Genomic DNA, 24,259 nt, shown 5'->3' with positions numbered 1-24,259 from the left:
TTTATCGTTGTCCATATGTTTTAAATTTCTCCGCCACCCGGCGGATCTCCTCGTCTGGCAGGATATTCGGTGAGCCGATGGACCTGGAGCGATAGTAAAGCTCCGCCAGATATTCCACCGTTTCGGCGTGGTGAAGGGCTTCATCCAGATGGCCGCCTACCGTAATGACGCCGTGGTTTTGAAGAAGGATCGCCCGCCGCTCGGGCGAGATGAGTTCGGCGGCGTTTGCGGCCAGATCCTCGGAACCGTAAGTGGCGTATTTTGCCACTGGAATATCTGTTCCCATCCCTGCAATGACGTAGTGGACGGCGGGGATGGCCTCGTTCAATACGGCGAAAGTGGTGGCGAACATCGAATGGGTGTGCACTACGGCTCCGGCCCAAGGGTGGTTGTGGTAGATGCGGGTGTGAAGGGGCGTCTCACTAGAAGGCTTTCGGTTTCCTTCCACGACGGAGCCTTGCAGGTTGACTTCCACCATGTCCGAAGGGGTGAGGCCGTCATAGGGGATGCCGGTTGGGGTGATGAGAAACCGGTCGGTTCCCGGAATCCGAAGACTGACATTGCCGGTTGTCCCCGGGACCAGGCCCCGAGCTGCCAAACGGTGGGCCGCGGCGAGCAAAGCGTTTCGAAATTCTTGGATGTTCTCGGGCATGGAATTCACTCCTTAGTCGGGGAGGGTGCTATTTTCACTTAAACGAGCGCCACAGTGGATATTCAGTCGTGTCCTAACTAAACTTACAGTTCATCTTACTTGCCAGCCTGAGCATAAACAAGAACCCGGCATCTCGTAAAAGTCACGTACAGCGTAATAGTCCTGAAAATGGCAGATTATCGCTCATTGAGCAAGGGGGTCAACGCTTAGTTATTCCGTTAACCTTACATGGACTTATCCACAAAATCATATATTATGCAGATGCGCATAAAACACACTGTGTGTAGAACCTGTGGTGGCGCAAAAGTCTGGGTTACCGTCTGTAACATGCCGGCACGTTTCTTGCATTCTTTCCTAGATATCTGTAGCACGGAAGGAGGAAGTCGAAGGAGATTCCCAAGCCTAGGTTTTTATCATACTAGCAGAACTCTGTGCATTTTTGGGAAGGGAGAAGCGATATGAATTCGGAGATTCGTTTGCACCGTAGCTTGACTCTTTGGCCAGTGGTTCTCTTTGGATTGGCTTATATGGTTCCAATGACGGTGTTCTCGACTTACGGCGTGGTCGCCCAGACAACCCATGGGCAAGTCGCTGCTTCTTACGTAGTGGCACTTGTTGGTATGTTTTTTACCGCGTTAAGTTATGGGAAAATGGTCAGGGCCTATCCGTTTTCAGGCTCGGCATATACGTATACCCAAAAATCAATGAGCCCTCAGTTAGGTTTCCTGGTAGGTTGGGCTGTTCTCATGGACTACTTATTCCTCCCCATGATTAACTATTTATTGGCTGGTATCTTTCTATCTGCAGCACTTCCGGGGGTACCAGCCTGGATATGGATTATTTTATTCAATCTCCTTGCCACTGTGATCAATATCCTGGGGCTACGCCTGGCCAAAAACGTGAATCTCTTATTGATCCTGTTTCAGGTTCTGATCATGATTATTTTTGTTGGCCTGTCGATCAGAGGGCTGCTTTCGGGTCAGGGTGCGGGAACCCTGTTGTCCACACTACCTTTTAATAATCCTGATGGTACCTTTTCCATGATCCTGGCTGGAGCATCAATCCTGTGTCTTTCTTTCCTCGGCTTTGATGCAGTCTCTACGTTTACCGAGGAAACCATTGAACCTTCAAGAACTATCCCCAAGGGCATCCTCTTGGTAACAATGATTGGCGGCATAATGTTCATTATCGTGTCTTACTTTACTCAACTCGTATACCCCGACTATAACTCGTTTACTAATCCGGATGCTGCTGCGTTTGACATTGCGCGTTTTATCGGAGGCAATCTTTTCGCCTCAATTTTTATTGCCGGTTATGTGGTAGGATGTTTTGCCTCCGCATTGTCCGCCCAGGCGAGCGTGGCGAGATTGCTCTATGCCATGGGCAGGGACGGGGTATTGCCGAAAAAGGTTTTTGGTTATATTCACCCCACTTATCGCACCCCGATGTTCAACCTCTTATTGGTGACGCTATTTTCTTTGACCGCTTTGGTACTTGATCTCGTAACTGCTGTTTCTTTTATCAATTTTGGGGCACTGGTTGCTTTTACCTTCGTAAACCTATCTGTGATTGCGCATTATTTTGTGAGAGAAAAAAAGCGAACTCTTAAGGACATTCCTAGTTACTTAATCCTGCCGTTAATCGGTGCCATCGTCACGTTCTGGTTGTGGACGAGTCTAGACAAACATGCCATTTTGCTTGGGGCTGTGTGGGCTATTTGTGGCATCCTTTATTTGGCGGTGTTGACGAAAATGTTTCGTCTACGTCCTCCTGAATTTGATTTTAGCGAGATGGATTGAAAAAGAGTTCATATCTTGAGGAGGGCAAGTCATGTGTGCCGTTACAATCGGATTGATTCAGTTACATTGCACACCAGATCCGGAAGCGAATATAGAACGTACTATCTCAGCAATTCAGGATGCAGCTACTAAAGGTGCTCAAATTGTATGCCTGCAGGAGTTGTTTCATTTGCAATATTTCCCGCAGCGGGTTGCTATGGAAAACTATAATTTAGCTCAGCCGACTGACGGGCCTCTGCTCGAACGTATGGGACGTGTAGCGGCGGAACTCGGGATTGTTTTAATCGTTCCCTTTTACGAGCGGGCGGGGAAGGGAATGTATTTCAACAGTGCGGCGGTGTTCGACGCCGACGGAACGATGCTTGGAGTCACTCGAAAAAACCACATACCAGAAAGTCCACAGTATTACGAGAAGTATTATTTTTCACCAGGCAACACAGGATACCCTGTTTACGCCACTCAATACGGGGTGATTGGCGTAGGGATTTGTTGGGATGAGTGGTTCCCGGAGGTGAGCCGGATACTGGCCTTACGAGGGGCAGAAATTTTATTCTTCCCATCCGCAATTGGGTCAGAGCCAGAACACCCACATATTTCTACTAAAAGAGCCTGGGAAAAGGCTATTTCAGCCCAGGGGATTTACAATGGTGTTTTTGTGGCGGCTGTAAACCGAGTGGGACAAGAAGATCAAATGACTTTCTACGGAGGTTCATTTGTGAGCGATCCCTTCGGTGAGATAAAAGAATCATTAAGTGACCAAGAGGGTTTGCTTTTATGTACTGTCGATCTTACGGATATAAGTTTTGCACGCAATCTTTTACAGTTTTTACGAGATCGTCGAGTCGAGACGTACCAGCCACTCTTAGAACTTGAGAATTTCCAGGCGGGAGGCAAAGTCCATGCGAAAGGCAGATTGGATTCTAGAAAGTGAGGCATTGTTTACAGGAATGACCGCAGGTCCCGAGCCCGGCTGTGTAGCAGTCGGGGGTGATCGCATCTTAGCTGTAGGGTCACACTCTGAGGTTGGAGACCTTCGCGGTCCTAACACGAAGGTCTTCCGATTCGGGAACCAACTGATCATGCCGGGGTTTCATGATTTTCATTTGCATGTTGTATTGGGCAGTCTATGTCTTGAAACGGTAGATTTAACCTCGGCCACGTCTGAGGAGGATGCGGCCCTTATGGTCAAACGGTTCGCGGATACGCGACCTGACGATCCGTGGGTTCTCGGTTGGGGATGGTACCATACTTTTTGGAACTCTAAGCGTTTACCTCATCGTTCCACCTTGGACCGACTGATTCCAGACCGTCCAGTGTTTTTGTTCAACGCCGAATTTCACGGTGCTTGGCTTAACACTAAGGGATTAGAAGTGGTGGGGATTACCAAAGAAACTCCTGATCCGCCCTTTGGTCGGATTGAACGGGAACCTGATGGGAGTCCGTCGGGCTTTTTGTATGAAACGGCTATGGGTCTAGCGAAAGAAGCATTGAGCTTGTCAAAATCCAGGCGCCGGAACCTCATTAAAGGCTTTTTGAAGGAATGCGCACGGCAAGGTGTTACATCTGTCCATGATATGTTTCCTTTGCCTGGTCTCAACCTGGGAGACCTAGAAACGTACGAGGAACTTGAACGATCGGGAGAATTGACCTCTCGTATTCATTTTTTGTCAGCTCTCGATGGAGATTTTGAGTGGCCGCAATATCTTAGACGGACATACCGATCTGATGTTTTGCAGTTTTCCGGTCTCAAACAATTCCTTGACGGTGTTCCCGTTACCTATACGGCGTATTTACTGAGTCCCTATTCAGATCGACCGGACATTTCGGGTCGCCCTTTGTTTCCCCCTGAGATTGTGAAAGAATGGACAGTTGCAGCCGATAAAGAGGGGTTCCGGGTTCGTTTTCACGCATGTGGAGATGGGGCCGTACGATTAGCACTTGATTGCTTTGAACTAGCAAGGGTAAAAAATGGTCATAGAGATGCTAGGCACACCATTGAGCACATTGAGGTTATTCATCCAGCCGACCTACCGAGATTTGCTGAACTGGAAGTTATTGCCTCTATGCAACCTGAGCATCTGAGAGCTACCCCGTTCTTCGAAGACAACCCCTACAGGGTTCGCTATGCGGGTGAACGGGAACAGTATCTGTGGGCGATTCGTTCACTCAAGGAGCATGGTGCACGGGTAGCATTGGGCAGCGATTTTCCTGTAGTTACTATTAATCCTTTCACAGAAATTTATCGTGCGGTGTCTCGATTGCATGATGACGGTCAGCCTGTAGGGGGCTGGAATCCAGAGCAAAAGCTTTCTGTGAATGAGGTTTTGACCGACTATACTGCGGGATCGGCATTCGCGGCGTTTCGCGAGAACGACTTGGGGACCCTGGAGCCAGGAAAAAGGGCTGACCTTGTAGTCCTGGATCGCAACCTCTTTGACATAGATCCAACTGAAATTCGCGATACGCGTGTAATTCTTACCATGATGAATGGGAGAATCGTTTATGAAGGGTAGGGGAACGTAACATGAAAGTGGCTTTGGTTCAAGAGGCTCCGATCTTAAACGATCCTGAGACAAATCTCGTTCTAATCGAAAACTACGTATCGGAAGCTGCAAAGGCGCGGACTGACCTCGTGATATTCCCGGAAATGTTTGTAACGGGATACTCCATCTCGGCAGAATTTCGAGCTACTTACCGTCACGAACTTTATCTTGAATCTCTACAGGACATGGCAGGTACTTACAAGCTTTGGTTAGTTCTGGGGTATCCAGAACGGGCGGGTGACGGCCAACTGTATAACACAGCTGCCATAATCTCTCCGAAAGGAATCATCGGGCAGTATAGGAAGGTTCACCTCTTTGGGGCTGAGGTTACTATGTTTACACCTGGTCATTCTTTTTCTGTCTTTGACACACCTTGGGGTCGTATGGGACTCCTAATCTGTTACGACATAGAGTTTCCTGAAGCCGCCCGAATCCTAGCTCTTCGCGGCGCCCAGTTGATCATTGTCCCAACGGCGAACATGATCCCGTGGCAAGAATATCAGACTTTATATACTCGAGTAAGGGCGATGGAAAACGGGGTCTTCGTTGCTGTGGCAAACCGTGTAGGGAAAGAAGGGCAAGTGACCTTTTGTGGAGGAAGTGCCCTGGCCGGACCGGACGGAAAGTGGGTTATTGAACCCGCCGATGCAAACGGGCTGTTAATCGGGGATATTGATCTTGCTATCTGTAGTGACATACCCCAAGAGGTACAATACCTATCACAACGCAGACCAGATGCGTACCTGCCGTTGATTGAAAGAACCTTATAGCCTCTCAAGGAGTAGAGAACGTGTTTATTCGCCCCGCCCGGGGCTGCGGGCGGCGAGGAACCGGGCGGCATCGATGGCCACCTCCAAGGCGAGGCGCCTGGGCGGCTGGTTCCAACCGTCTCCCAGAAGTGCCGAAATCTGTTCCAACCTATAATAAAGGGTTTGCCGGTGAATGAACAGGGCTTGGGCGGTCTGTTGCTTAGACTGATTGCACGCGAAAAACATCCGGGCCGTTTCGACAAGCTCCGTTCCGTGTAAACGGTCGTGGGCAAGCAAGGAACCAATTTGGCCGTCTACGAACTCGGCCAAGGCGCGTTCGTCCATTTGAAGGAATACTTGCCAGGTGTACAGGTCGTCGTAGGACAAAAACGAGATTCGGGGTTGCTCATTGTCCGCTTGACCGGCTACGCTTGCGGTGCTCTTCGATCCACTGGCTGCCAAAAGCCGCGGGCCGGGTACCGCCGAGGAGATGCCGAGAGGGCGACCGGAGGTGGGCATCTGGGCGGCCAGGGCATGGGTGGCCTGACGCCACGCCTCGGACACCTTCGCCGGGTGGAACACGATCCGACCGATCCCCACAACCCACTCCTGGCCGTCTGCGGCATTGCCGGAAGACAGTCGGCGCATAAGTTCCCTCAGTGCCTCGCGAACCCTCATCATGACCTCGGGTTCCAAGCTCCTGGCCGGATCGCTGTCTCTTGCTGGCGGACTGGGAAACGAGTCCCGGGCGGGACGGGTGTGCGCCCTTCGGCTCCCCGTCAGCTCTGATGATTCCGGGACAAGGGTCCCCGTACTCGAAACCACCGCCCCCCGGGGACGTCCACCATTCCGCGTACCTTTTGTGCCCCCCGAGTCCGCCGTAGCCCGGGTGTTCGCCGCGATCACAGCCCAGTGGTTTCCCACCGGGGACAACCAGGCGGTAAAACCATAATTTTGAAACACCCGGGGGAGAATTCGGGCCGCCCGGAGTAATAGGCGATCTTCCGGCGACCCTTCCAGGGAGTCCCTCAGCGCCTCCCCGGGTTCTTCTGCTTGCGTTCCTGGTGTGGCACTGCCCGGGTTGGGGGCCGTCGCAGCCTCTACCGCGCCTCCCCGGGGGAGAGGAAGGATCGCTGTCACGACCAGGGCAGTCTCCGGCCTCAGGTGTTTGGCCGCCGTTGCGGGCAGATGATCCACACCCCGGTGGAGCAGATCGTCCATCCACCGGCGCGTGGTTCGCAGGCGCCGCTCTTCCAGGGACATGCGGCGCAACAATTCTTGTGCGATGGCGGTGGCCGCCCGGTCCAGCACAAGATGCAAAAACTCCGTGGGTTTTCCTCGTACAACGACGCTTAACTCCCCGACCCGGGTGTCCATGGCCAGGATGGGTTGACAGAACACCCGAGGGCCCCGGGATTCCCCGGCGGCTTCCCCGGCCCCCGCAGCTTTGGTGTCGAGCGCTTCCCCCTGTCCCGGGCCGGTCCCTTCCGGGGTTCCGCTCGCCGAAGCCGCCATCTCCGCTTCGGCGTCTTCGGGGTACACCAACACCTCCCCATCCTCCTCTTGCAGTCGAACGGGGCAGCCGGTCTCTCGATACAGGAGTTCCAGAATTCGCCGCAACCCTTGGGGGCGCAGCGTCAATTGTAAAAATTGGCGTGAAATCCGTTCGAGTTCCACCAACTGGTCGTGGTGGCGGTTGATCAAATGGGCGTGGATGTCCTGGGTGATATCGATAAACCGGACGGGTCGCTCGAAAACGATGATGGGGAACCGGCTGGCATCGGCTAAAGAGCGCAAGCCTTCGGGCACTTCCGGAAAATACTTGCCAAGCTCGATGCACAATCCGGAGACTCCTCTGTCGATCAATCCCCGCACATACTGGAAAGTCAGCGACTCGTCCCGGCCGAGTCCAACCCCTGTGGTGAGAATCAGTTCTTCGCCATGGAGCAACTCCGCGGCGTCGGTGACCTCCAGGACGTGCACCCAGCGCACCGGACGCTCCAACCCGTCCCTTCCGGCCACGAGTTTTGCGTCCTGAAAAATCGGACGTTGAAGAACATCTTTGACGCAAAAAGGCTTGCGGATGGCCATGGGCGCTCCCTCCATTTTGACCTTACCAGACCGTAGGCCGGACGTCTATCCCAGAAAAAGGCCTACACGATTTTTGCCTTGGCGACCGGGGAAGTGGAGGCGTCGGCGGATGTCGTCGGTGCCTATGCCGCCGAGGTGGTGGCCCAGGCGATCCTGGACGCCTTGCCATGAGAGGAGGCAAAGATTCGCCCGGCCGGGAGGTGGCTGGGCGGATTTTTTTGTCTCTTGATCCTCCCGAGCAGGAAAATGTCCAACATTCGCTGAATCATCTATCAAGACGCTCGTGGATCCAGCAGGAATCTTGTCGAAAAGGATTGTGCGCCCGACATGAACCGTGAAGTCATTGCCCAGTCGCAACATGTGTATCAGCCCATCGTTCATTTGGCCTCGGGAGAAGTGGCGGGGTATGAAGCCTTGGTGCGGGGGCCGGCCGATCTGGGACTTTCGTCTCCCCTGCAGTTGTTTCAATGGGCCGAAGATCAGGGCATCGCCGAACAATTGGATGTGGCCTTGTTTCCAAAAGCGCTGGAGGGTGCCCCGCCGGGCCGGGTGTTTGTCAACGTCCGGGCGAGCACTCTGGCAAACTATGGCGAGCGGGTTGTGGAGCACCTCCGGGAAGTGGGGGGGCACAGGGTGACGGTGGAGATCACCGAGCAAGCGGCGGTGAAAGACCTGGTCCAGCTCGAACGGGTAGTGGACCAGATCCACCGGACGGGGGCGAAGGTGGCCCTGGACGACGTGGGGAGTGGGTATGCCAGCCTCGAATGGCTGTTGCACGTCCGTCCGGACGTGCTAAAGATGGACATGGTGTTCACCCGGGCGGCGGTGAACGGGACGTGGGCCGGGGAGATAATCCGCAGTCTGGCCAGGCTGTCGAGCACCGTCGGTGCCATGTTGGTGGCGGAGGGCATCGAGACCCTGGAGATGTGTGGGGCGGTATCGAATTTGGGCGTCGAGTGGGGTCAAGGGTATCTGTTCAGTCGACCCGCCCCCGCGTCGGCTTTCATTCAGTGAAAACCGGAGGCTTTCGTTCAGGGCGGAGGAGCTTGCGAACCGCCCGGAGGGCGCCGGTTGACAAGATTTGGGCCGTGCGGGTACAAACTACCGTAGAAGGGCGGGGGAATGCTTCAAAGGGGGATGAAAACAGATGCCCGAAGAGTCGGAGTTAGTTCGGGGACTAAAAGAACGTCATTTGCAACTGATCGCTTTGGGCGGTGCCATCGGTGTCGGATTGTTTCTGGGGTCAGCCCGGGCGATTCATTTGGCGGGGCCGGCTTTAACCATTTCGTACCTGGTGGGTGGACTCGTCATTTTCCTGATCATGCGGGCACTGGGCGAACTGGCCTTGTACAAGCCCGTGGCGGGGTCGTTCAGTACATACGCCGAGGAATTTGTCGGCCCTTGGGCCGGATTTATCACGGGGTGGACTTATTGGTTCATGTGGATCACCACAGCGATGGCCGAAATTACCGCGGTGGGGGTCTATGTACGATATTGGTTTCCCGCGGTGCCCCAATGGCTGCCGGCATTGATCGCGCTGGTGATCATGTTTCTCGTCAATCTGATTGCCGTCGGGGCTTACGGGGAGTTCGAGTTTTGGTTTGCGCTGATCAAGGTGGTCACCATCGTCGCGATGATTGTGGTCGGCTTGTTGATCATCCTGTTTGGGGTGTGGAACCACGGGGTGCCGGTGGGATTCTCAAACCTGTGGAGCCACGGGGGATTTTTCCCGACGGGGATCAGCGGTGTACTCCTCGCCCTGCAGATGGTCATGTTTGCCTACGTGGGCGTGGAGTTGATCGGGGTGACCGCCGGTGAGGCCCGGGATCCGTCGAAAACGATCCCGGCGGCGACCAATAAGATCATCTGGCGGATTCTGATTTTCTACGTTGGGGCTCTGTTGATCATTATGAGCCTGTATCCGTGGAATGAGCTCGATGCTCAAAATAGCCCCTTCGTGCTTACTTTTCAGCGGATCGGCTTCCCAGCCGCCGCGGATCTCATCAACTTCGTCGTCCTGACGGCGGCGTTGTCATCGTGCAACAGCGGAGTGTTTAGCACTGGGCGCATGCTCTATTCGTTAGCGCAGTACGGCCAAGCGCCCCGGTTTCTGCAGGGTCTCAGTTCCAGGCGGGTGCCGGCGGCGGCCATTGCCGCTTCTGCGGCGGTGATGCTCGTCGGGGTGATCCTCAATTATGTGGTGCCTCAGCAAGTGTTTACGTACGTGACGAGCCTGGGGGCTGAAGGGGCGATATGGACCTGGGGCATGATTCTCGTGGCTCATATGGCTTATCGCCGCCGGGTCGCGGCCGGCCAGGTGCAGGGGGTCAAATACCGCATGCCCGGGACCCCGGTGACGAACTGGATTGGTCTGGCTTTCCTGGCCCTGGTGGTGGTGTTGCTGTTGTTCGATCCCGATACTCGGGTGGCTTTTTATGTGGCTTTGGTATGGTTTGCGATCTTGGTGATTGCGTATCAGTTTGTGCGCCGCCGGGCGGGGCATGGCGTGGACGCGGAAGGTCCGGGCCGTCCCTGAGGATTCGCGGAGGCGTAGGGCGCGTTTGGCCTGATTCGGGGGATGTTGCGGTGGCACACCGGCAACATACGGTGTTGCCGGCAACACAACTACTATTGACAAGGTGCCTCCAGACGAGAATAATAGACGAGAACCAACTTGAAGAAGGCTGCAGGTAACAGCAGACCGTGTGGCCCCCTAGACTTGCTGTAGTGGCGAAATCCTCCCGGGGAGGCTCGGAATTTGGCAAAACGAAGACGCTGGCTGTGGATCGCCGCAGCGGTGCTTCTCGTCGTCGTTCTCGGCACCGGCGGGTATTACGTGTGGTCGATCCGGCATTTTGTAGGGGCAATCCAGGGCGAGTCCGCGGATTTGCCCCAGTGGACGGGGACGGAGCGTGTGAACATCCTGATGATGGGAGTGGACAATCGCAACCACGACCCGCATCCCCGTTCAGACACGATGGTGTTGGTCAGTGTAGACCCGGTGACCAAAACGGCGCAGATGTTTTCGATCATGCGCGATACCTGGTACAAGATTCCCGGATATGGATACGAGAAGATTAACGCCGGTTATGCGTTCGGTGGACCTCAGCTGGCCGTAAAGACGGTGGAAGATTTTCTGCAGATACCGATTCATTACTATGTCGTGACCGATTTTGTCGGGTTTGAAAAAGTGGTGGACGCCGTGGGCGGCGTGGATTTGAACGTCGAGAAATCCATGAACTACGTGGATGACGGCGTTTACGACATCCACCTCCAGGCCGGGTATCAGCATCTGGACGGCGCCCACGCCCTGATGTATGTGCGGTTTCGCCACGATGCGGAGTCCGATTTTGGCCGGACCCAGCGGCAGCGGGAATTCCTGCTGGCGTTGGCGAACCGGTTGAAGGCTCCTTCGTCCATCGCGAAGTTGCCGATTATTCTTCAGGCCATGGAGCCCTATGTGCGCACCAATATGAACTTTGGGGACATGATTCGTTTGGCCGGTTTGATGCGGGGGGTGGACATCAGCCAGGTGCAGACCGCCCAGATCCCCCAAAACCAGGATCTTCTCCCAGAGTATGTGGACGGCCAGGCGGTGCTGATTCCTCATGTGGCGGCATGCCGGCAGACGGTGCACCGGATGTTGGGCATGGCCGACGCCAGTACCTTGACGGCTTCGGCGTCGGAGGATTATTACTGGAACCTGTACAAGAATGGCGGGCCGGCCAAGTCCACCACGAAGGCGGTGGCGGCTCCTGCCCCCCAACCGGCCCCGGCTCCTCAACCCGTGCCGGAGCCCTCGGCCCCGGCCCAGGAGTCCGGGAATTCGAGTGATCAGGGGACGACCACGCCGACCAATCACAAGCCGTCTACAGATAACGGTGGGCCGTCGGGGAACAGCGGCAATGAAAAAGGTAACGGATCGGGACAACCCGGGCCTGCGGGTGGCTCTCAAGCGGGAAGCGGTGGGACGAGCGGAGGTGGCGGCACGGGAGGGAACGGCTCGCCAGGTTCTGGAACGACGAACCAGGGTGGGTCAGTTGACACAGGGACAGGGACAAAGGGCGGAACCGGGGCAGCCACTTCTTCCGCGTCTGCTCAGAACTTCAAGACGTTGCACCGAGCGGGATAGCGGCTCTCGTTTCTGCTCTACACATGATAGCCAGCGGCGATTTGCGGCATCACCACCGCGAATGGCCGCCTTCTTTTTTGAGGGCTTGGCGACCACCGGGCGGTCCAAATGACTGGTGCCCTCCTCCGACCCGGTGCCGTTTTCTGGACCTGCCCTTCCCGTCTCTCCCCATGCGCCCAGTTTCCTTCTGAGGTACAATAGTCCCGAAGAGATCCGTATCCGATGGCGTGGGGGGACTGTAGATGCGTTTTGCGGTAATCGGGGCCGGAGCGGTTGGCGGGTATTTTGGCGGGCGGCTGGTCCAGGCGGGGCAGGATGTCACTTTCATTGTCCGGTCCCGGCGGCGTCGTCAACTGGAAGATAAGGGGCTGGTGATTCAAAGTCCCGATGGGCACTGGAGCGGGCCGGTAAAAGCCGTGGAGTCCGCCGAGGGCGTCGATGCCGATGTGGTGTTGTTGACGGTCAAAGCCTACGATGCCGAAGGGGTCTGGTCCAACCTGGATCCCTTGGTCCAGCGGGGGGCGGCGGTACTGCCCTTGCTCAACGGCGTGCGCCATATGGACATCCTTCGCCGCCGGTACGGGGACGATGCGGTGATCGGCGGCCTGTGTCATGTGGAAAGCTACTTGGACGACGACGGTGTAATCCACCGCAGCAGCCGGGTGCAGGACATTACCTTCGGGGAGTGGAGCGGAGTGATCACTCCGCGCATCGAAGCCCTGGACGAGGCGTTTCGCAGGGCGGGAATCGGGTCTCACCCCAGTTCGGCCATCGAGGTCGCCCTATGGGACAAATACGCCTTTATCACGGCGGTGAGCGGCACCACGGCCCTGACCGGAGCGGGGATCGGCGTGGTGCTGGGCCACGGGTCGTCCCGGGCGGTGTTTCAGCACCTGGTGGAGGAGGCGGTGACCACAGCCCGGGCCCGGGGAATCTCCATGCCCGATGATGCCGTGGAAACGGTGATGCGACGGGCGGAAGGGTTCGAACCGGGGATGCTCGCCTCCATGGCCAAAGATCTTCGGGCCGGGCGGCCGGTGGAAATCGACCACCTCCAGGGGGCCTTGGTGGAGATGGCCCGGGAGTACGGGGTGCCCGCGCCGGTCCACGAAGTGGTGTACGGCCTGCTCACCGCCGCGGTGGCCGGCCGTTCGGTGGGCGGGGATCGGGCATGAAAGGGTTTGAAGACGGGGCGCTCACCTGGGCTGAGGTGGATCTATCCGCCATCCGTCACAATGTTGAATCCTTTCGCCAGTTGACCCGGGACGCGGAGATCATGGCGGTGGTGAAGGCGGATGGCTACGGGCACGGCGCGGTGCCGGTGGCCAAAGCGGCCTTGGAGGCCGGCGCCCGGCGCCTGGCGGTGGCCCGGTTGGAGGAGGGGCTCGCCCTGCGGAAAGCGGGCATTCGCGTCCCCATCCTGATCCTCGGGTGGATCGACCCCGGAACTGCCCGGGAGCTGGTGGCGGCGGATCTCGAGGTGGCGGTTTTCGATCCCGCCCACATCCCCCCATTGGCAGCGGCGGCCAGGGAACTGCACAAACGGGCCGGTGTGCACATCAAAATCGACACGGGCATGGGGCGCATCGGTTGGCGGGATACGGACCAGGCGCTGAAGTGGGCGGCCGAGCTCAACAAGGTGCCCGAAGTGGAGATTCGGGGCACCTTTACCCATTTTGCCGCGGCGGACGCCGAAGATCTCACCCATGCCCGGGGCCAGTGGCGTCGCTTTGACCACTGGGTCAAAGCCTTGGAGAGCCACGGCATGCGCCCCCCGCTCATTCACGCGGCCAATACGGCGGCGGCTCTCAGCTTGCCCGAAGCCCACTACGACGCCCTCCGGGTGGGGATCGGACTGTACGGCTACCTGCCCAATCCGGGGTGGAAGGCGCCCGTTGTACTCCGCCCGGCCCTCCGCTGGATGGCCCGCCTGGTGTATGTCAAATGGGTGGAGCCTGGCGCGACGGTCAGTTATGGCTGCACGTACCGCGCTCCGGCCCGCCGGCGCATCGGTACGGTGGCGGTGGGGTACGGGGACGGGCTACGCCGGGGATTGTCCAATGCGGGGTACATGCTGGTTCACGGCCGGCGGGCGCCCATTGTGGGACGGGTGTGCATGGACCAGACCATGATCGATCTTACGAACATTCCCGAGGCACGCTCCGGGGATGTCGTGACTGTTCTCGGTCGCGACGGGGAGGAGAGCTGGACCGCCGACGATCACGCCCGTCTGCTCGATACCATTTCGTACGAGATTCTCTGTGGGATCGGAAAACGGGTTCCCCGGCGGTACGTTTGACGGCCAGGGGATCGATGGATGCGGATTCTCCACCTCGGGGGCCGGGTGGTGCCTCCACTTTGGAACTCGTCCGATCTGGAACTCGTTCGGTTTACCGCCGTGGCCCTTTAATGATCGATGGCGGACAGAAGGGCCAGGGCAGCTTCGGCAGGGCTGAGATGGGTGGTATCCACCCGAGGTGCCTGAACCCGGGTCCACTCCTGCTCGGTGGCATCTTTAAAGGCGATGGGGCCGGGGAGCGCCCCGTCCCGGGCCAAAAGCCGCCGGCGACGTTCATCGTTTTCACAGGTCAGGACCACCACCGCCATGCCCCGTTCCCTCGCCCACTCCGCCTCTTCCACTGTCCGTCCGTCGTCGATGACCAGGGGGCCAGTGCTGTTCTCCAACGCCGCCTCTGCATGTCGGAGAATCGGGTTGGGCACGAAGCTGCGCAAAAACGCGCCGGTTCTCTGCAAGTAAATCCGGCGGATCGATTTGGCTTCATCTTTCAGCCAAGGGAACGCTGTCTCCACCACCCGATGGATCGGCTCGGCCAGAGAATACCTGCGATACCCGTAGTTTTGCTCCAGAACCTGGGCGGTGGTCGTCTTTCCGACCCCCATGGCCCCCACGATCAAAATCGACGTCCCAGGTCGCATCGCCGCCGTCACCGTCTTCACCCCATCCATATTGTCTCTATTGGCATGTCCGCAGGGAGACAAAAACGGCGGCGCCGGTTTTTGGCCGACATCCGCCGAAACGATTGCCGAATTGACTGCCCACCCGCGTCACGCCTTTAAGATTGCGTCGATTCCTCCCCCTGGTCTTCCCCTGACCACGACTGTTCGGTTAAAGCTCCCGACACCTCCTGTGCCCTTGACCGCGACTGCCGACGGACGACATGCCCGCATAAGGCATATGTATCGCAGGAACTCGGAGCTCGGTTCGTGGGCGGAACCGGAATCTCTCAGGACAATCAGCGGACCAGTCGATGAACAACGACCAAAAGAAGCATCGTCGCCACGTACCGGATTTCGACCTCCGGGTCGTGCCATGGCTGTTTTGGTCGAGATAGGTCGGGCGTTTCGATCCCCTATGCCAACATTCGCCTAGGTCGCGATATATTGCTGATTGTGTTCTTCGAGGCGCCTCCTCTGAACGAACACCACCAGATGGTCGAGTTGTTGGCTTTTTCTCACCATCTGAGGATCGGTTAAACGCCCATTGCACTGTTCGAACAACTGGACCAATTCGGCCCGAAGCTGGCTGATCTGGTCCGCCACCACCAACATGCATAATTCCCTCCTTAAAACAAAAGATGGCCAGATGCGCGAGTAGGGTCTTGCCGCTTGCATACGGAGGTATTATACAACGGTTTGTCGGTGAAGGCTATATATTGAAATATACAGACTTTCGACTTTTTCTGATCGCCTTCGACAAGCCTCAAGGTCTGGCGCATAATTCGACCGGCCCCGGCACATACCTGATGGTGCAAGCAGAGGGGGGAGAGTCCGTGATCAAATATTTTGACGACGGGGATCAGATTTGGCACCTCCGATATGGAAAAGGGCGGGTCCTTTCATCTTCCGCCGGAACGGTGTTGGTAACATTTGATAAAGGAGGAACGAAAGCTTTCACCAAAGACGACTGGGCGCTATGGCCCTGGCCACCTTGGCGGCGGATTCGGGCCACAGCGCCGTAGCGGTGAACCGGGGTCAGCCGGCCGGTCGGAACAATGGCCGGCTTCCCGGGTTTCTGGAGCAGGCACCGGCGCGTCCGCGCCGGCCCGGGTGCCCCGGTCGCTCACCGGCAGGCAAGGACACACGCTGCCGGTCAAAAGGTTTCAGTCGTCCCGTTGATCGAATTCACCGGGGTCTGCATCCATATAGTCTTCGTCGGGACTTTCCGTCCCATCCCCGAATCCCCGCAACTCTTCTAAAGCGTTGAGTGCCTCCGCCCCCAAAGTCTCCCGCACCAAAGGATGCTCCCGATTCAGACGCACGGCGGTGGTGGGAAAATCTGGGTTGTTCGGATTCGGCACTTTGTAGACCTCAAGAATCCCTTCATTCTTCGCTGCGTTCAGAATGTCTTCAAACCCGAAGCGGTAAGGGTAGCGCCGGGTCAGTTCCCGCTGCAACAAACCAAACCCCACAAAGGGAAGCCGTTCCTGCATTCCAGCCAGGACGTGAATGACCTGTTCCAGATCTCCTTCTGAGATCTGCGGCCCCGCTTCCCGAATCCGGTCCCGGGTGATTTCCTCCCGGTGGTCCAGGGCGGTGAAGGTTTCCGCCCATTCCCGCAGCGCCCGGTGAGTATAACTTTGAAAGCCACATAAATGAATATGTTTCCCGTGCTGGGTCAACCTGCGGAAAAGCGGCACCCAGCTGATGTCTCCACCCACAAACAAATGATCGGTGATGTGGGGGAGCGTATGTACACTTTCGAGCGCATCCAAGGACAACTCCAGGGCGACGGCGTCCCGGTGAAATTCTCCTGCCTCTCGGGCGGCCACGTGCCGGGGCTGAATCCCGACCTGAAGCAGCCGGGTTTGCAATCCGTAATCTCCCCGGTCAAAATCCCCATAAGCCAACGTTCCGCACCAGTGGCCCTGCAGGCCGCAGATCTCCTTAATCACCCGAGACAATTGGTCAAAATCCAGTTCTTTCCCCACACCTCGGTGCACGATTTCCCCTAATTGCTCCCAATGGACCCACGCCAAACTATTGCGTTCCACCACAATCCCCTCCAGAATACGTCGTATGCCTTCATACTGGACGAACCCCGTCGACCCCTTCCAGCCATTCGGCCCATGTGGGACCCCGGCGCAACACCCGGGCAGCCTCTGCTGCCAGGTCCCGGACCACGTCCCCGGCGGACCGGACCGAGTGAATCAGTCCCACTCCCTGGCCGGCGTTGACATACCCTTCATCCATATGCCCTTCAATGGCCGCAATCCGGTTGTTCCTCCCCACGATAAAGGGCAACAACTCTTCCATAGACGGTCGCTGTTTCTCCAGATCGAGAATTCTCTCTGTGAAAGGACTCCGCAACACCCGGGTCACCCGCCCCTGACTCCGTTCGATGACCACGGTCGCTTCATCGCCGGCCTCCACCAGGGTGCGCTTATAGGCCGGGTGGGCTTCACATTCCTCCGTGGCGACAAACAGCGTGCCGATCTGGACCCCGTCGGCGCCGAGCATGAGAGCCGCCGCCATCTGTTCCCCCGACGCAATCCCCCCCGCTGCTGCCACCGGCACATCCCGGCCCCTCTCCCGGAGGGCCCGCACCACCTGGGGAACGAGCGCCATCGTCGTGATTTCCGCCGGGCCGTTGTGGCCGCCCGCTTCAAACCCTTCGCACACCACGACGTCGGCTCCCCCCTCGGCCGCCTTCAGGGCCTGGGAGACGGTGGAGGTGAGCACGATCACCCGAAGTCCCATTTCTTTAAATTGCGGAATGAGAGGCCGGGGATTGCCCGCCGATAAGCTCACCGCAGCGATGGCGCGGCGATGTTGATCGATAACGTCAAAATAAGGGCGATTATCTTTTCGTTCGCTGATGGGAATGTTCACACCAAAGGGTTTTGTGGTCAAGGACGCGGCCAATGTAATCTCTTCGGCAAACTGTTCCGGGCTGCGTCCCGCCGATCCCACCTGGCCGAAACCTCCGGCTTCAGATATCGCTGCCGCCAACCGGCCATTTCCGACGTGGGCCAACCCCCCTTCCAGGATGGGGTAGCGAATCTCCAATACCTGACAGAGGCGAAATCCCCACTCATCTTCGTCCCAATTTCCCGGCATATTCGTCACCTCACTGACACAGACCTATCTCCACACTCAATGTATCATTATATGCGCCTTGGGGGAAGAATATCCGTTATCCTTCTCGCTGTTTCTCCAAAGTTCGACAAGTCCATTCATAAGCCGCATCGGCGATTTCGCCCAGGCGACGGAAGTCGTTCACGGCGATGGGGGGGATTTCGGGATGGATGACCCAATCGGCGGCGAGGTGAGCCGTACGGCTCTGATGGGCCAAAATCACGTTCACGGAGCGAAACAGGATGGAGATCGGGCCGTCGAACCGCCGCTGAGGCCGCCAACCCCAAGGGCTGACGAGATCCACCGCCACCGCGGTCGGGGCCCCGAGCGCCCGAAGGGGAGCCACCGGGCAATTGTCGAGCAGTCCCCCATCCACGAAAACCCGATCTTTCCATACCACCGGTTGAAAAATCACCGGGACGGCTGAACTGGCCAAGAGGGCGAGAGAAGCCGGAATCTCTTGAATAACCTCCCAGTGCAGGCCCCTTGGTCCACGAAAGGCCGATTCAGCCCCATCGGCGTCCTTGATCTGCCTTTCCGTTGCCGGTTCCAAGGGGGTCCCGTCCTTCCCATGACCCGGTGCGTCCTCCGATGACCCGTCAGTTCGAGGGGGCAGCACGTCACCAAGGGGGCGGGACGCGAAGATCACTTCCCGTCCCCGGCTGAGATCCACGGCGGAGAGCGCGACGGGGCGGGGAAGATCCCGCATTATACGAAAATCCGTGAGAGAGGCAAGCCATCGTTCCAAACGGGATGCACGAAAAAACCCCAGCCATTCCCCTCGTTGGCGGAGGAGCCGCCGCCGGGCGAGTCTTCTCCAGTCCACATCAAAATGCCGCCGCTCCAAGCGATCGAGGAGGCCCCGCAACTCCCGGCTCTCGTACCCGGCGGCCCACAGCCCGGCGACCAGGGCGCCTCCCGAGGTACCCGACATATGGGTGATGACATACCCGGCTTCTTCGAAAGCCCGTATGACCCCGACGTGGGCCGCCGACGCCGCGGCTCCTCCGGACAACGCCAAACCCACCATTTTCATTTTGCTTTCACCGCCCACTTCGCTCTGAGGCTCACTACTCCGATGGCTCCCCGGCGTTTCGATAAGACCCGGCACCCGGGGACGGCGGCTGACCGGGCCACCTCACCATGGCCAGCAGTCCCAGGGGAATCGGCAACCAGAAGGTGATCCCCCGATACGCCAAGGTCAACGCCCAGGACTGGGTCCAGGGGACGCCCAACCAGTGGTACAGGGCGGCCATGGACACTTCGAAGATTCCCAGGGAAAAGGGCAGGGCCGACAAGTTGACCAGAAGGACCACAAGGCCATATCCGGCGATCAAGTGGTGCCAGGGCAACGAAATGTGCAAAGCCGACATGAAGGAAGCCAAGGTGCCGATGCGCAGCACGTAGAGCAGAAGATTCTCGGCCAGCGCAACGCCCCACAATCCGGGTTCTTTTCGGATTCGCTCCCAAGTGGCCTCAAAGGCGCGAAACCGCTCCTCCGGGTCCCAGATTCTGCGCCGCCGACGGGGTACCCCGGGGGAGGCCGGGGCCGGGGTGGCTTGGGTCGGAGAGATCCCGCCAAAAAGTTCCGCGGCCCCGGCATTTGGGGAACCCGTGCTTGTCCGGCGCCTGCGCCGGGCCCGCCATCGCTTCCACCAGGCGGGTTCGTGAGCTTTCCACCAATCGATCAACCCGCCGATCCAATGCACGATTCGCCGGACCGCCCGGCGGCGAACCGGTGTCCATAGGAACCCCGCCCCAAGCACCACGCCGCCGATCGCCGCCCACCGGCCGACGAGCAACGCCTGATGAATAGAGGGCGGCAAAGGAATGTCAAAGGTGGACAAAAGGACCACCGACAGGGCCACAATCAACAAAGTCGCCACCAGCCCCAGGGAAGTAAACAAGCCCATCATCCACAATGTACTTGCCCAAGTGACCCCCCATCGGGCCCCGGCCACCGCCAGGACGGCGATGGTGCTGGTGCCGGCGGTTGGAAGCAACCGGTCGACGACACCGGAGACAAGGAGCAGGCGAAACAATGCCCCTCGCGGCACCGGGGTGCCCGCCGCCCGGTACAGCCGGCCCACCAGATCCCAGTAAGTTAGGAGGAACCCCGTCTCGCACGCCACCGCCAAAAGGGTCCCGGCGGGCGAGGCGTGCCGGATCACGTCCAGGATATGCCAAAGCTCATCCCGATAAAACCAAAGGGCCACAGAGACTCCGAGCACCAAGGCACCGAGCCAGATCCATAGCCATATGCGATTGGTGGTCCCCGGTTCCCGGGGTAAATCTTGGGACAGCTGATCGGCCACTGAGCGATCCTCCTCACTCGGGCAGGGATGGGATCTTCCCCTGCTGAAGCTTAGTATGACATATTTTGAGGGAGGGGGAGGCCATGAAAAAGCGGAATGTGCGCTGGGTCGCATGGCTGCTGGTCTGGCTGATGGCTCTCACCGCGGCGCCGGTGGGGGCCCTGGCCGACACCTGGTCGCTGACGGCGAATCTGCCCACCAGTAGCGATGCGGCCCTGTCGACGAATTCGAAGGTCATGGATGTGACCGTGACCTTCAACAACGTGGTGGATATCAAATGTCTGGTGCAACCCGACGGTTCCCAGGCGATCAACACCTATGAGAATCCCCAGATTCAAGGGAATCAGGCGACCTTTCCAGGCGTCGTGCTGAACCCGGGGCTCAACCTGATTTCCTTTCTCGGCACCTCGGGAAATCTTCAGGTGCAATCACAAACGTATTACGTCAACTTTCTCAACAATCCCCGCCTCAGCAATATTCAAGTGCTGGGGACGAACATCGATTCGGATTCCACCGTCGCCGTTGAATCCAGCCCGGTCAGTCTTCAGTACGACACGGAAAATGCCACCCGGAGCACTGTGAACGGAACCAGTGTATTCGGGTCGCCGGTGGGGACGAAACAAACCTGGACGACCACCCTAAAACTGAGTCCCGGGGAAACCCCGGTCACCATCGTCGCGGCTAACGCCCAGCGGTCGGTTGCCGTGCAAAAGTCGGTGGTCCTCCTCGACCCCGCCACGAAGTCGGCCCCCTTCGGTGTGACGCTGACCAGTAACGACGGCCAGGTTACCTCCCTGTGGGCAGGGCAGAAAGCGCGGGTGACGGGCTCCCAGCCTCTCACGGTCAAGGGCCAATTGGCGGCACCCGGCTCCGCGACCACTCCACCCACGGTGGAAGTCTCGGTGGATAACGGCCCATACCAACCCGTCACTTCTATCTCGGCGTCCGGCACGATCAAAGAGATGACCCAGTGGGGCGCTTCTAGCCCCCTTCAGGTGTGGGGCTGGAGTCTACCCCTTTCGACCCTCCCGGGGTCAGCGCCGGATCACACTCTCCAGGTGCGGGTGACGGTAAACGGGACGACTAACCAGAGTGCGGTCGGCGACTATGCGTTCACCTACGTGGACACCACTCAACCCTACTGGGGTAATCCGGCGCAACTGTTTGGAGTGACTTGGGCGGGTAGCACCGTTCAGGCCGCCCAGTCGATGCCTGTCGCCGATCCTTGGACCGTCTCTCAGGCGCCTGTCGACCTGGCGCTGTCTTTGAACAACTTCACCGGGACCCCCGATTTTAGCCAAATAAAGATCCAAGCCAAGGATGCCCAAGGCAACGTGATTGCGAACAACGTGTCCGCCACAATCGGGACGCTCTCCGGACAGCCGAACACCGCGGTGATCGAATTCGGCTCCGGCGTTCTGCCCTCCGGGGACTATAACCTGGTCATCTCCATGCCCGGTGTCCCCCAGGATTTTGTCCTGCACACGGTGGTGCAGCTCTCGCCCATGCTCCAGGTGGAAGTAAAGCAGGCCGGCCAGACCCTCTCGGACGGCGCGGTGGTCCAAAAAGGCGATCCCGTCTCGGTAACGGTGACACCGATCAACTTCAGCCAGATGCCCCAGGTGTCCGGCTCCGTGAACGGGCTGAACCTGGCGCTCTCCCAGTCCGGAAACACGTATCAGGTGGGCAATGTTCAACTGAGCGAGGGAGCCAATACCTTCACGTTCAGCGCGGAGGACCCGACCAGTCACGTTCGGGTGAGTTCCACCTTGACCATTTACAAGGCAAGCCCGTCGAATTTGGCGATCACCGGTTTTCAGGCGGTATCCCCGGCCGACGGGACCGTTCTTCCTTATGATGCCACCACGAATACTTATAGCACGTCCTCCCAGCGGGTGGATCTGGAACTGAAGGTCGGCCCTGTGGGGACCGGCCCCAACCAGGTCAACCGCATCGATCTGTATAAAAATGGACAGTTGCTGACCACGCTGTCCACCAATAACCCGAACCAGACCGGTTACACGTCATCTTCGTTGAATGGGCTCACTTGGTATTACCAAGGGGATGTCGTTCGCGAGATTTCCGTGGACAATACCGGCACGATGAGCCTGCGGATTTCGAGCCGGGATTCGGGCAATGGGAACTGGCTGGGGGTTGCCATGCCCGCCAATCAGACCACCAGCTTTAAAGTCACGGCGTACTCCATCTCAGCGGATGGGCGCGCCATTGGTCAGCAGGTGACGCAGACTTTACTTGTGGCTAACCAACTTAAACCCTACCAGGTTTATCTCTTTAACGGGCCCGGGTCCACCCCGAACAAGCCCTTGAGCGATCCCGTGGATCTTACCCAACCGGTTCAAGTCAATCAGAACTTCCTGGATGTGATCATTGCCACCCCGTCGCCGGCGGACGCGGTAACGATCAATCGCCAGCAGGCGGTACAGTGGAAGAATCCGCCCGGTGCGGACGGAAGCCAGTGGTATTACGGGGTGGAGCTGCAGAATCTCAAGACCGGATTGAACAAAATTGCTTTCACCGTTCAGTCGGGTTCGGCGAACGAGAAGGGCACCTTGTTGGTCAATAATCTGGACCAGGCCCTCACCTACGGCCAGGCGAAAGCCTATTTTGGCAAATCTACCTCCATCAGCGTATTTGACAAACAGGTGTCTTTGAAATTCCCCAGAAACACGATGCTGGCCAATGCGGTGGCCGAAGGGAGCGAGATCATGCCCGGGGACGGGGCGACCAACGACCGGTATCTCCTGTTTGGCATCGCCGACCCCCAAACCGGCTCCATTAGCGGTCCGAACGCTTCGTCAAACGGGAATCCCTTCGCGAAAGTCCCGGATCAACTGCCCGCCGGGGGCTGGGCGGTGGCGAGTCCGGTGTACTGGATCGACGCTGGCCCCAAAAACTTCAACACAGAAGACTTGGGATTGCCACCCTTTGTGCCCGCCGGCGGGATCGATCCCTTTAACGCAGGCAACGGGTTTGTCCAGCGGGGGGGACCCAACGGCGGAGCGAACGATTGGATGCAGCCCACGAAAGAAGGAACGTTGACCCTGGCCTATGACCCGCTCATCCGCAATCAGGAGGCCGGGCGGCTCACAGTCTTTTATCTGGACATGAGCGCGGTGCAAAACGGCATCTCGTCCAATCCCTGGCGGAACATCGGAGGGGTCGTGAACCTCTCCAGCCACACCATTTCCGTGCCCTTCCGGCATTTTGGGTACTACGTGGTGGCCAAGGAGGTTTACTCCTATCAGGACGTGGCGTCCCATCCCTGGGCCAAGGATTACCTCGAAACCATGTATTCAAAAGGAATCATGACCAACGACCCCGCTTTGGTGGACGCCTTTAATCCTGACGTGCCGATCACCCGGGGCGAGTTCACAACCATGGTGGTCAAGATGCTGGGGCTCCCGCTGGATTACGATCCCAATCACCGCCTGTTTATTGACGTGGGCCAGGCCACGGGGGGCCTGTATGACTACCGGTACATCGAGACCGCCGCGCGAAAAGGCATTGTTCACGGCGCGGGGCCGAACATTTTCCGGCCTGGTGATCCGCTGAGCCGTCAGGAGGCGGCGACGATGATCGCGGCGGCGATGAACCTCAAGATGACCGATGGCGTGTCGGCGAAAGCTGCCCTGTCCCGGTTGTACGGCGATGCTAATTCGGTGGACCTCTACGCGGCGCCGGCGGTGCTCGCCGTGAGCCAGAAAAAGATTATGGAGGGGTCCCCAGCCCCGGGGTCGGTGACCACGGGCCGAGGGAGCAAACCGGTGATGTATTTTAACCCGAACAGCCAGCTCACCCGGGCGGAAGCGGCGGCCATCGCTTATAACGTGATGAAGCAACTGAAAAAGCTGTAATCCCCCT

At 58.1% G+C, this 24,259-nt stretch carries 18 protein-coding genes; 10 read left to right on the top strand and 8 right to left on the bottom strand.

What is annotated here, in order from left to right:
- Nucleotide 1 precedes the first annotated feature (1 nt).
- Entirely contained in the window at nucleotides 2-652 is a 651-nt protein-coding gene (locus K6T64_RS02430) for a class II aldolase/adducin family protein (protein ID WP_288008408.1), read from the bottom strand.
- 458 nt (nucleotides 653-1,110) lie between these two features.
- Here K6T64_RS02430 and K6T64_RS02425 point away from each other — a divergent pair, with 458 nt between their 5' ends.
- Genes K6T64_RS02425 through K6T64_RS02410 form a run of 4 tightly spaced genes read left to right on the top strand, consistent with a single transcriptional unit; the run spans nucleotide 1,111 to nucleotide 5,764 of the window.
- Nucleotides 1,111-2,451, top strand: coding sequence for an APC family permease (locus K6T64_RS02425; protein WP_288008407.1), 1,341 nt, complete (start codon nucleotides 1,111-1,113; stop codon nucleotides 2,449-2,451).
- Between the two features lie 31 nt (nucleotides 2,452-2,482).
- The gene (locus K6T64_RS02420; protein ID WP_288008406.1) at nucleotides 2,483-3,382 is read left to right on the top strand and encodes a carbon-nitrogen hydrolase; all 900 of its coding nucleotides are present in this window, start codon (nucleotides 2,483-2,485) and stop codon (nucleotides 3,380-3,382) included.
- Nucleotides 3,351-4,964, top strand: a complete 1,614-nt coding sequence (locus tag K6T64_RS02415) for an amidohydrolase (protein WP_288008405.1) — start codon at nucleotides 3,351-3,353, stop codon at nucleotides 4,962-4,964. Before K6T64_RS02420 ends, K6T64_RS02415 begins: the two co-directional genes overlap by 32 nt.
- 11 nt (nucleotides 4,965-4,975) lie before the next feature.
- Entirely contained in the window at nucleotides 4,976-5,764 is a 789-nt protein-coding gene (locus tag K6T64_RS02410; RefSeq protein WP_288008404.1) for a carbon-nitrogen hydrolase family protein, read from the top strand.
- Between the two features lie 24 nt (nucleotides 5,765-5,788).
- Here the strand turns inward: K6T64_RS02410 and K6T64_RS02405 are convergent, their stop codons facing one another.
- Nucleotides 5,789-7,834, bottom strand: coding sequence for a PucR family transcriptional regulator (locus K6T64_RS02405; protein WP_288008403.1), 2,046 nt, complete (start codon nucleotides 7,832-7,834; stop codon nucleotides 5,789-5,791).
- Between the two features lie 327 nt (nucleotides 7,835-8,161).
- Here K6T64_RS02405 and K6T64_RS02400 point away from each other — a divergent pair, with 327 nt between their 5' ends.
- From K6T64_RS02400 to alr, 5 genes are all read left to right on the top strand, one after another.
- Entirely contained in the window at nucleotides 8,162-8,848 is a 687-nt protein-coding gene (locus K6T64_RS02400) for an EAL domain-containing protein (RefSeq protein ID WP_288008402.1), read from the top strand.
- 133 nt (nucleotides 8,849-8,981) lie between these two features.
- Entirely contained in the window at nucleotides 8,982-10,370 is a 1,389-nt protein-coding gene (locus tag K6T64_RS02395; protein WP_288008401.1) for an amino acid permease, read from the top strand.
- Between the two features lie 222 nt (nucleotides 10,371-10,592).
- On the top strand, nucleotides 10,593-11,966 hold the full coding sequence (locus K6T64_RS02390; RefSeq protein WP_288008400.1) for an LCP family protein: 1,374 nt from the start codon (nucleotides 10,593-10,595) through the stop codon (nucleotides 11,964-11,966).
- Between the two features lie 242 nt (nucleotides 11,967-12,208).
- The gene (locus tag K6T64_RS02385; protein ID WP_100668806.1) at nucleotides 12,209-13,141 is read left to right on the top strand and encodes a ketopantoate reductase family protein; all 933 of its coding nucleotides are present in this window, start codon (nucleotides 12,209-12,211) and stop codon (nucleotides 13,139-13,141) included.
- A complete protein-coding gene (alr, locus tag K6T64_RS02380) occupies nucleotides 13,138-14,265 on the top strand; it encodes an alanine racemase (protein ID WP_288008399.1) in 1,128 nt (375 codons plus the stop codon). The genes K6T64_RS02385 and alr overlap by 4 nt, the downstream gene beginning before the upstream one ends.
- A 107-nt stretch (nucleotides 14,266-14,372) precedes the next feature.
- Here alr and K6T64_RS02375 read toward each other — a convergent pair whose 3' ends face one another.
- From K6T64_RS02375 to K6T64_RS02350, 6 genes are all read right to left on the bottom strand, one after another.
- Nucleotides 14,373-14,915 (bottom strand): AAA family ATPase, encoded by a 543-nt coding sequence (locus K6T64_RS02375; RefSeq protein WP_288008398.1) that lies wholly within the window; start codon nucleotides 14,913-14,915, stop codon nucleotides 14,373-14,375.
- Between the two features lie 438 nt (nucleotides 14,916-15,353).
- On the bottom strand, nucleotides 15,354-15,536 hold the full coding sequence (locus K6T64_RS02370) for an aspartyl-phosphate phosphatase Spo0E family protein (RefSeq protein WP_170086517.1): 183 nt from the start codon (nucleotides 15,534-15,536) through the stop codon (nucleotides 15,354-15,356).
- A 551-nt stretch (nucleotides 15,537-16,087) separates the two neighbouring features.
- Nucleotides 16,088-16,978 (bottom strand): NYN domain-containing protein, encoded by an 891-nt coding sequence (locus K6T64_RS02365; RefSeq protein WP_157935546.1) that lies wholly within the window; start codon nucleotides 16,976-16,978, stop codon nucleotides 16,088-16,090.
- A 31-nt stretch (nucleotides 16,979-17,009) separates the two neighbouring features.
- Complete coding sequence (locus K6T64_RS02360; RefSeq protein ID WP_100668801.1) at nucleotides 17,010-18,044, bottom strand: NAD(P)H-dependent flavin oxidoreductase; 1,035 nt, start codon at nucleotides 18,042-18,044, stop codon at nucleotides 17,010-17,012.
- Nucleotides 18,045-18,120: 76 nt separating this feature from the next.
- On the bottom strand, nucleotides 18,121-19,098 hold the full coding sequence (locus tag K6T64_RS02355; protein ID WP_288008395.1) for a patatin-like phospholipase family protein: 978 nt from the start codon (nucleotides 19,096-19,098) through the stop codon (nucleotides 18,121-18,123).
- A gap of 34 nt (nucleotides 19,099-19,132) precedes the next feature.
- Complete coding sequence (locus tag K6T64_RS02350) at nucleotides 19,133-20,377, bottom strand: lysylphosphatidylglycerol synthase transmembrane domain-containing protein (RefSeq protein ID WP_288008393.1); 1,245 nt, start codon at nucleotides 20,375-20,377, stop codon at nucleotides 19,133-19,135.
- Between the two features lie 83 nt (nucleotides 20,378-20,460).
- On the opposite strand from K6T64_RS02350, the gene K6T64_RS02345 reads away from it, so the two are divergent.
- Complete coding sequence (locus K6T64_RS02345; protein ID WP_288008391.1) at nucleotides 20,461-24,252, top strand: S-layer homology domain-containing protein; 3,792 nt, start codon at nucleotides 20,461-20,463, stop codon at nucleotides 24,250-24,252.
- The last annotated feature ends 7 nt before the right edge of the window (nucleotides 24,253-24,259 follow it).

It is taken from the genome of Kyrpidia sp. (assembly GCF_023512215.1).
Classification (GTDB): domain Bacteria; phylum Bacillota; class Bacilli; order Kyrpidiales; family Kyrpidiaceae; genus Kyrpidia; species Kyrpidia spormannii.
This window is presented reverse-complemented; position numbering and strand designations above follow the sequence as displayed.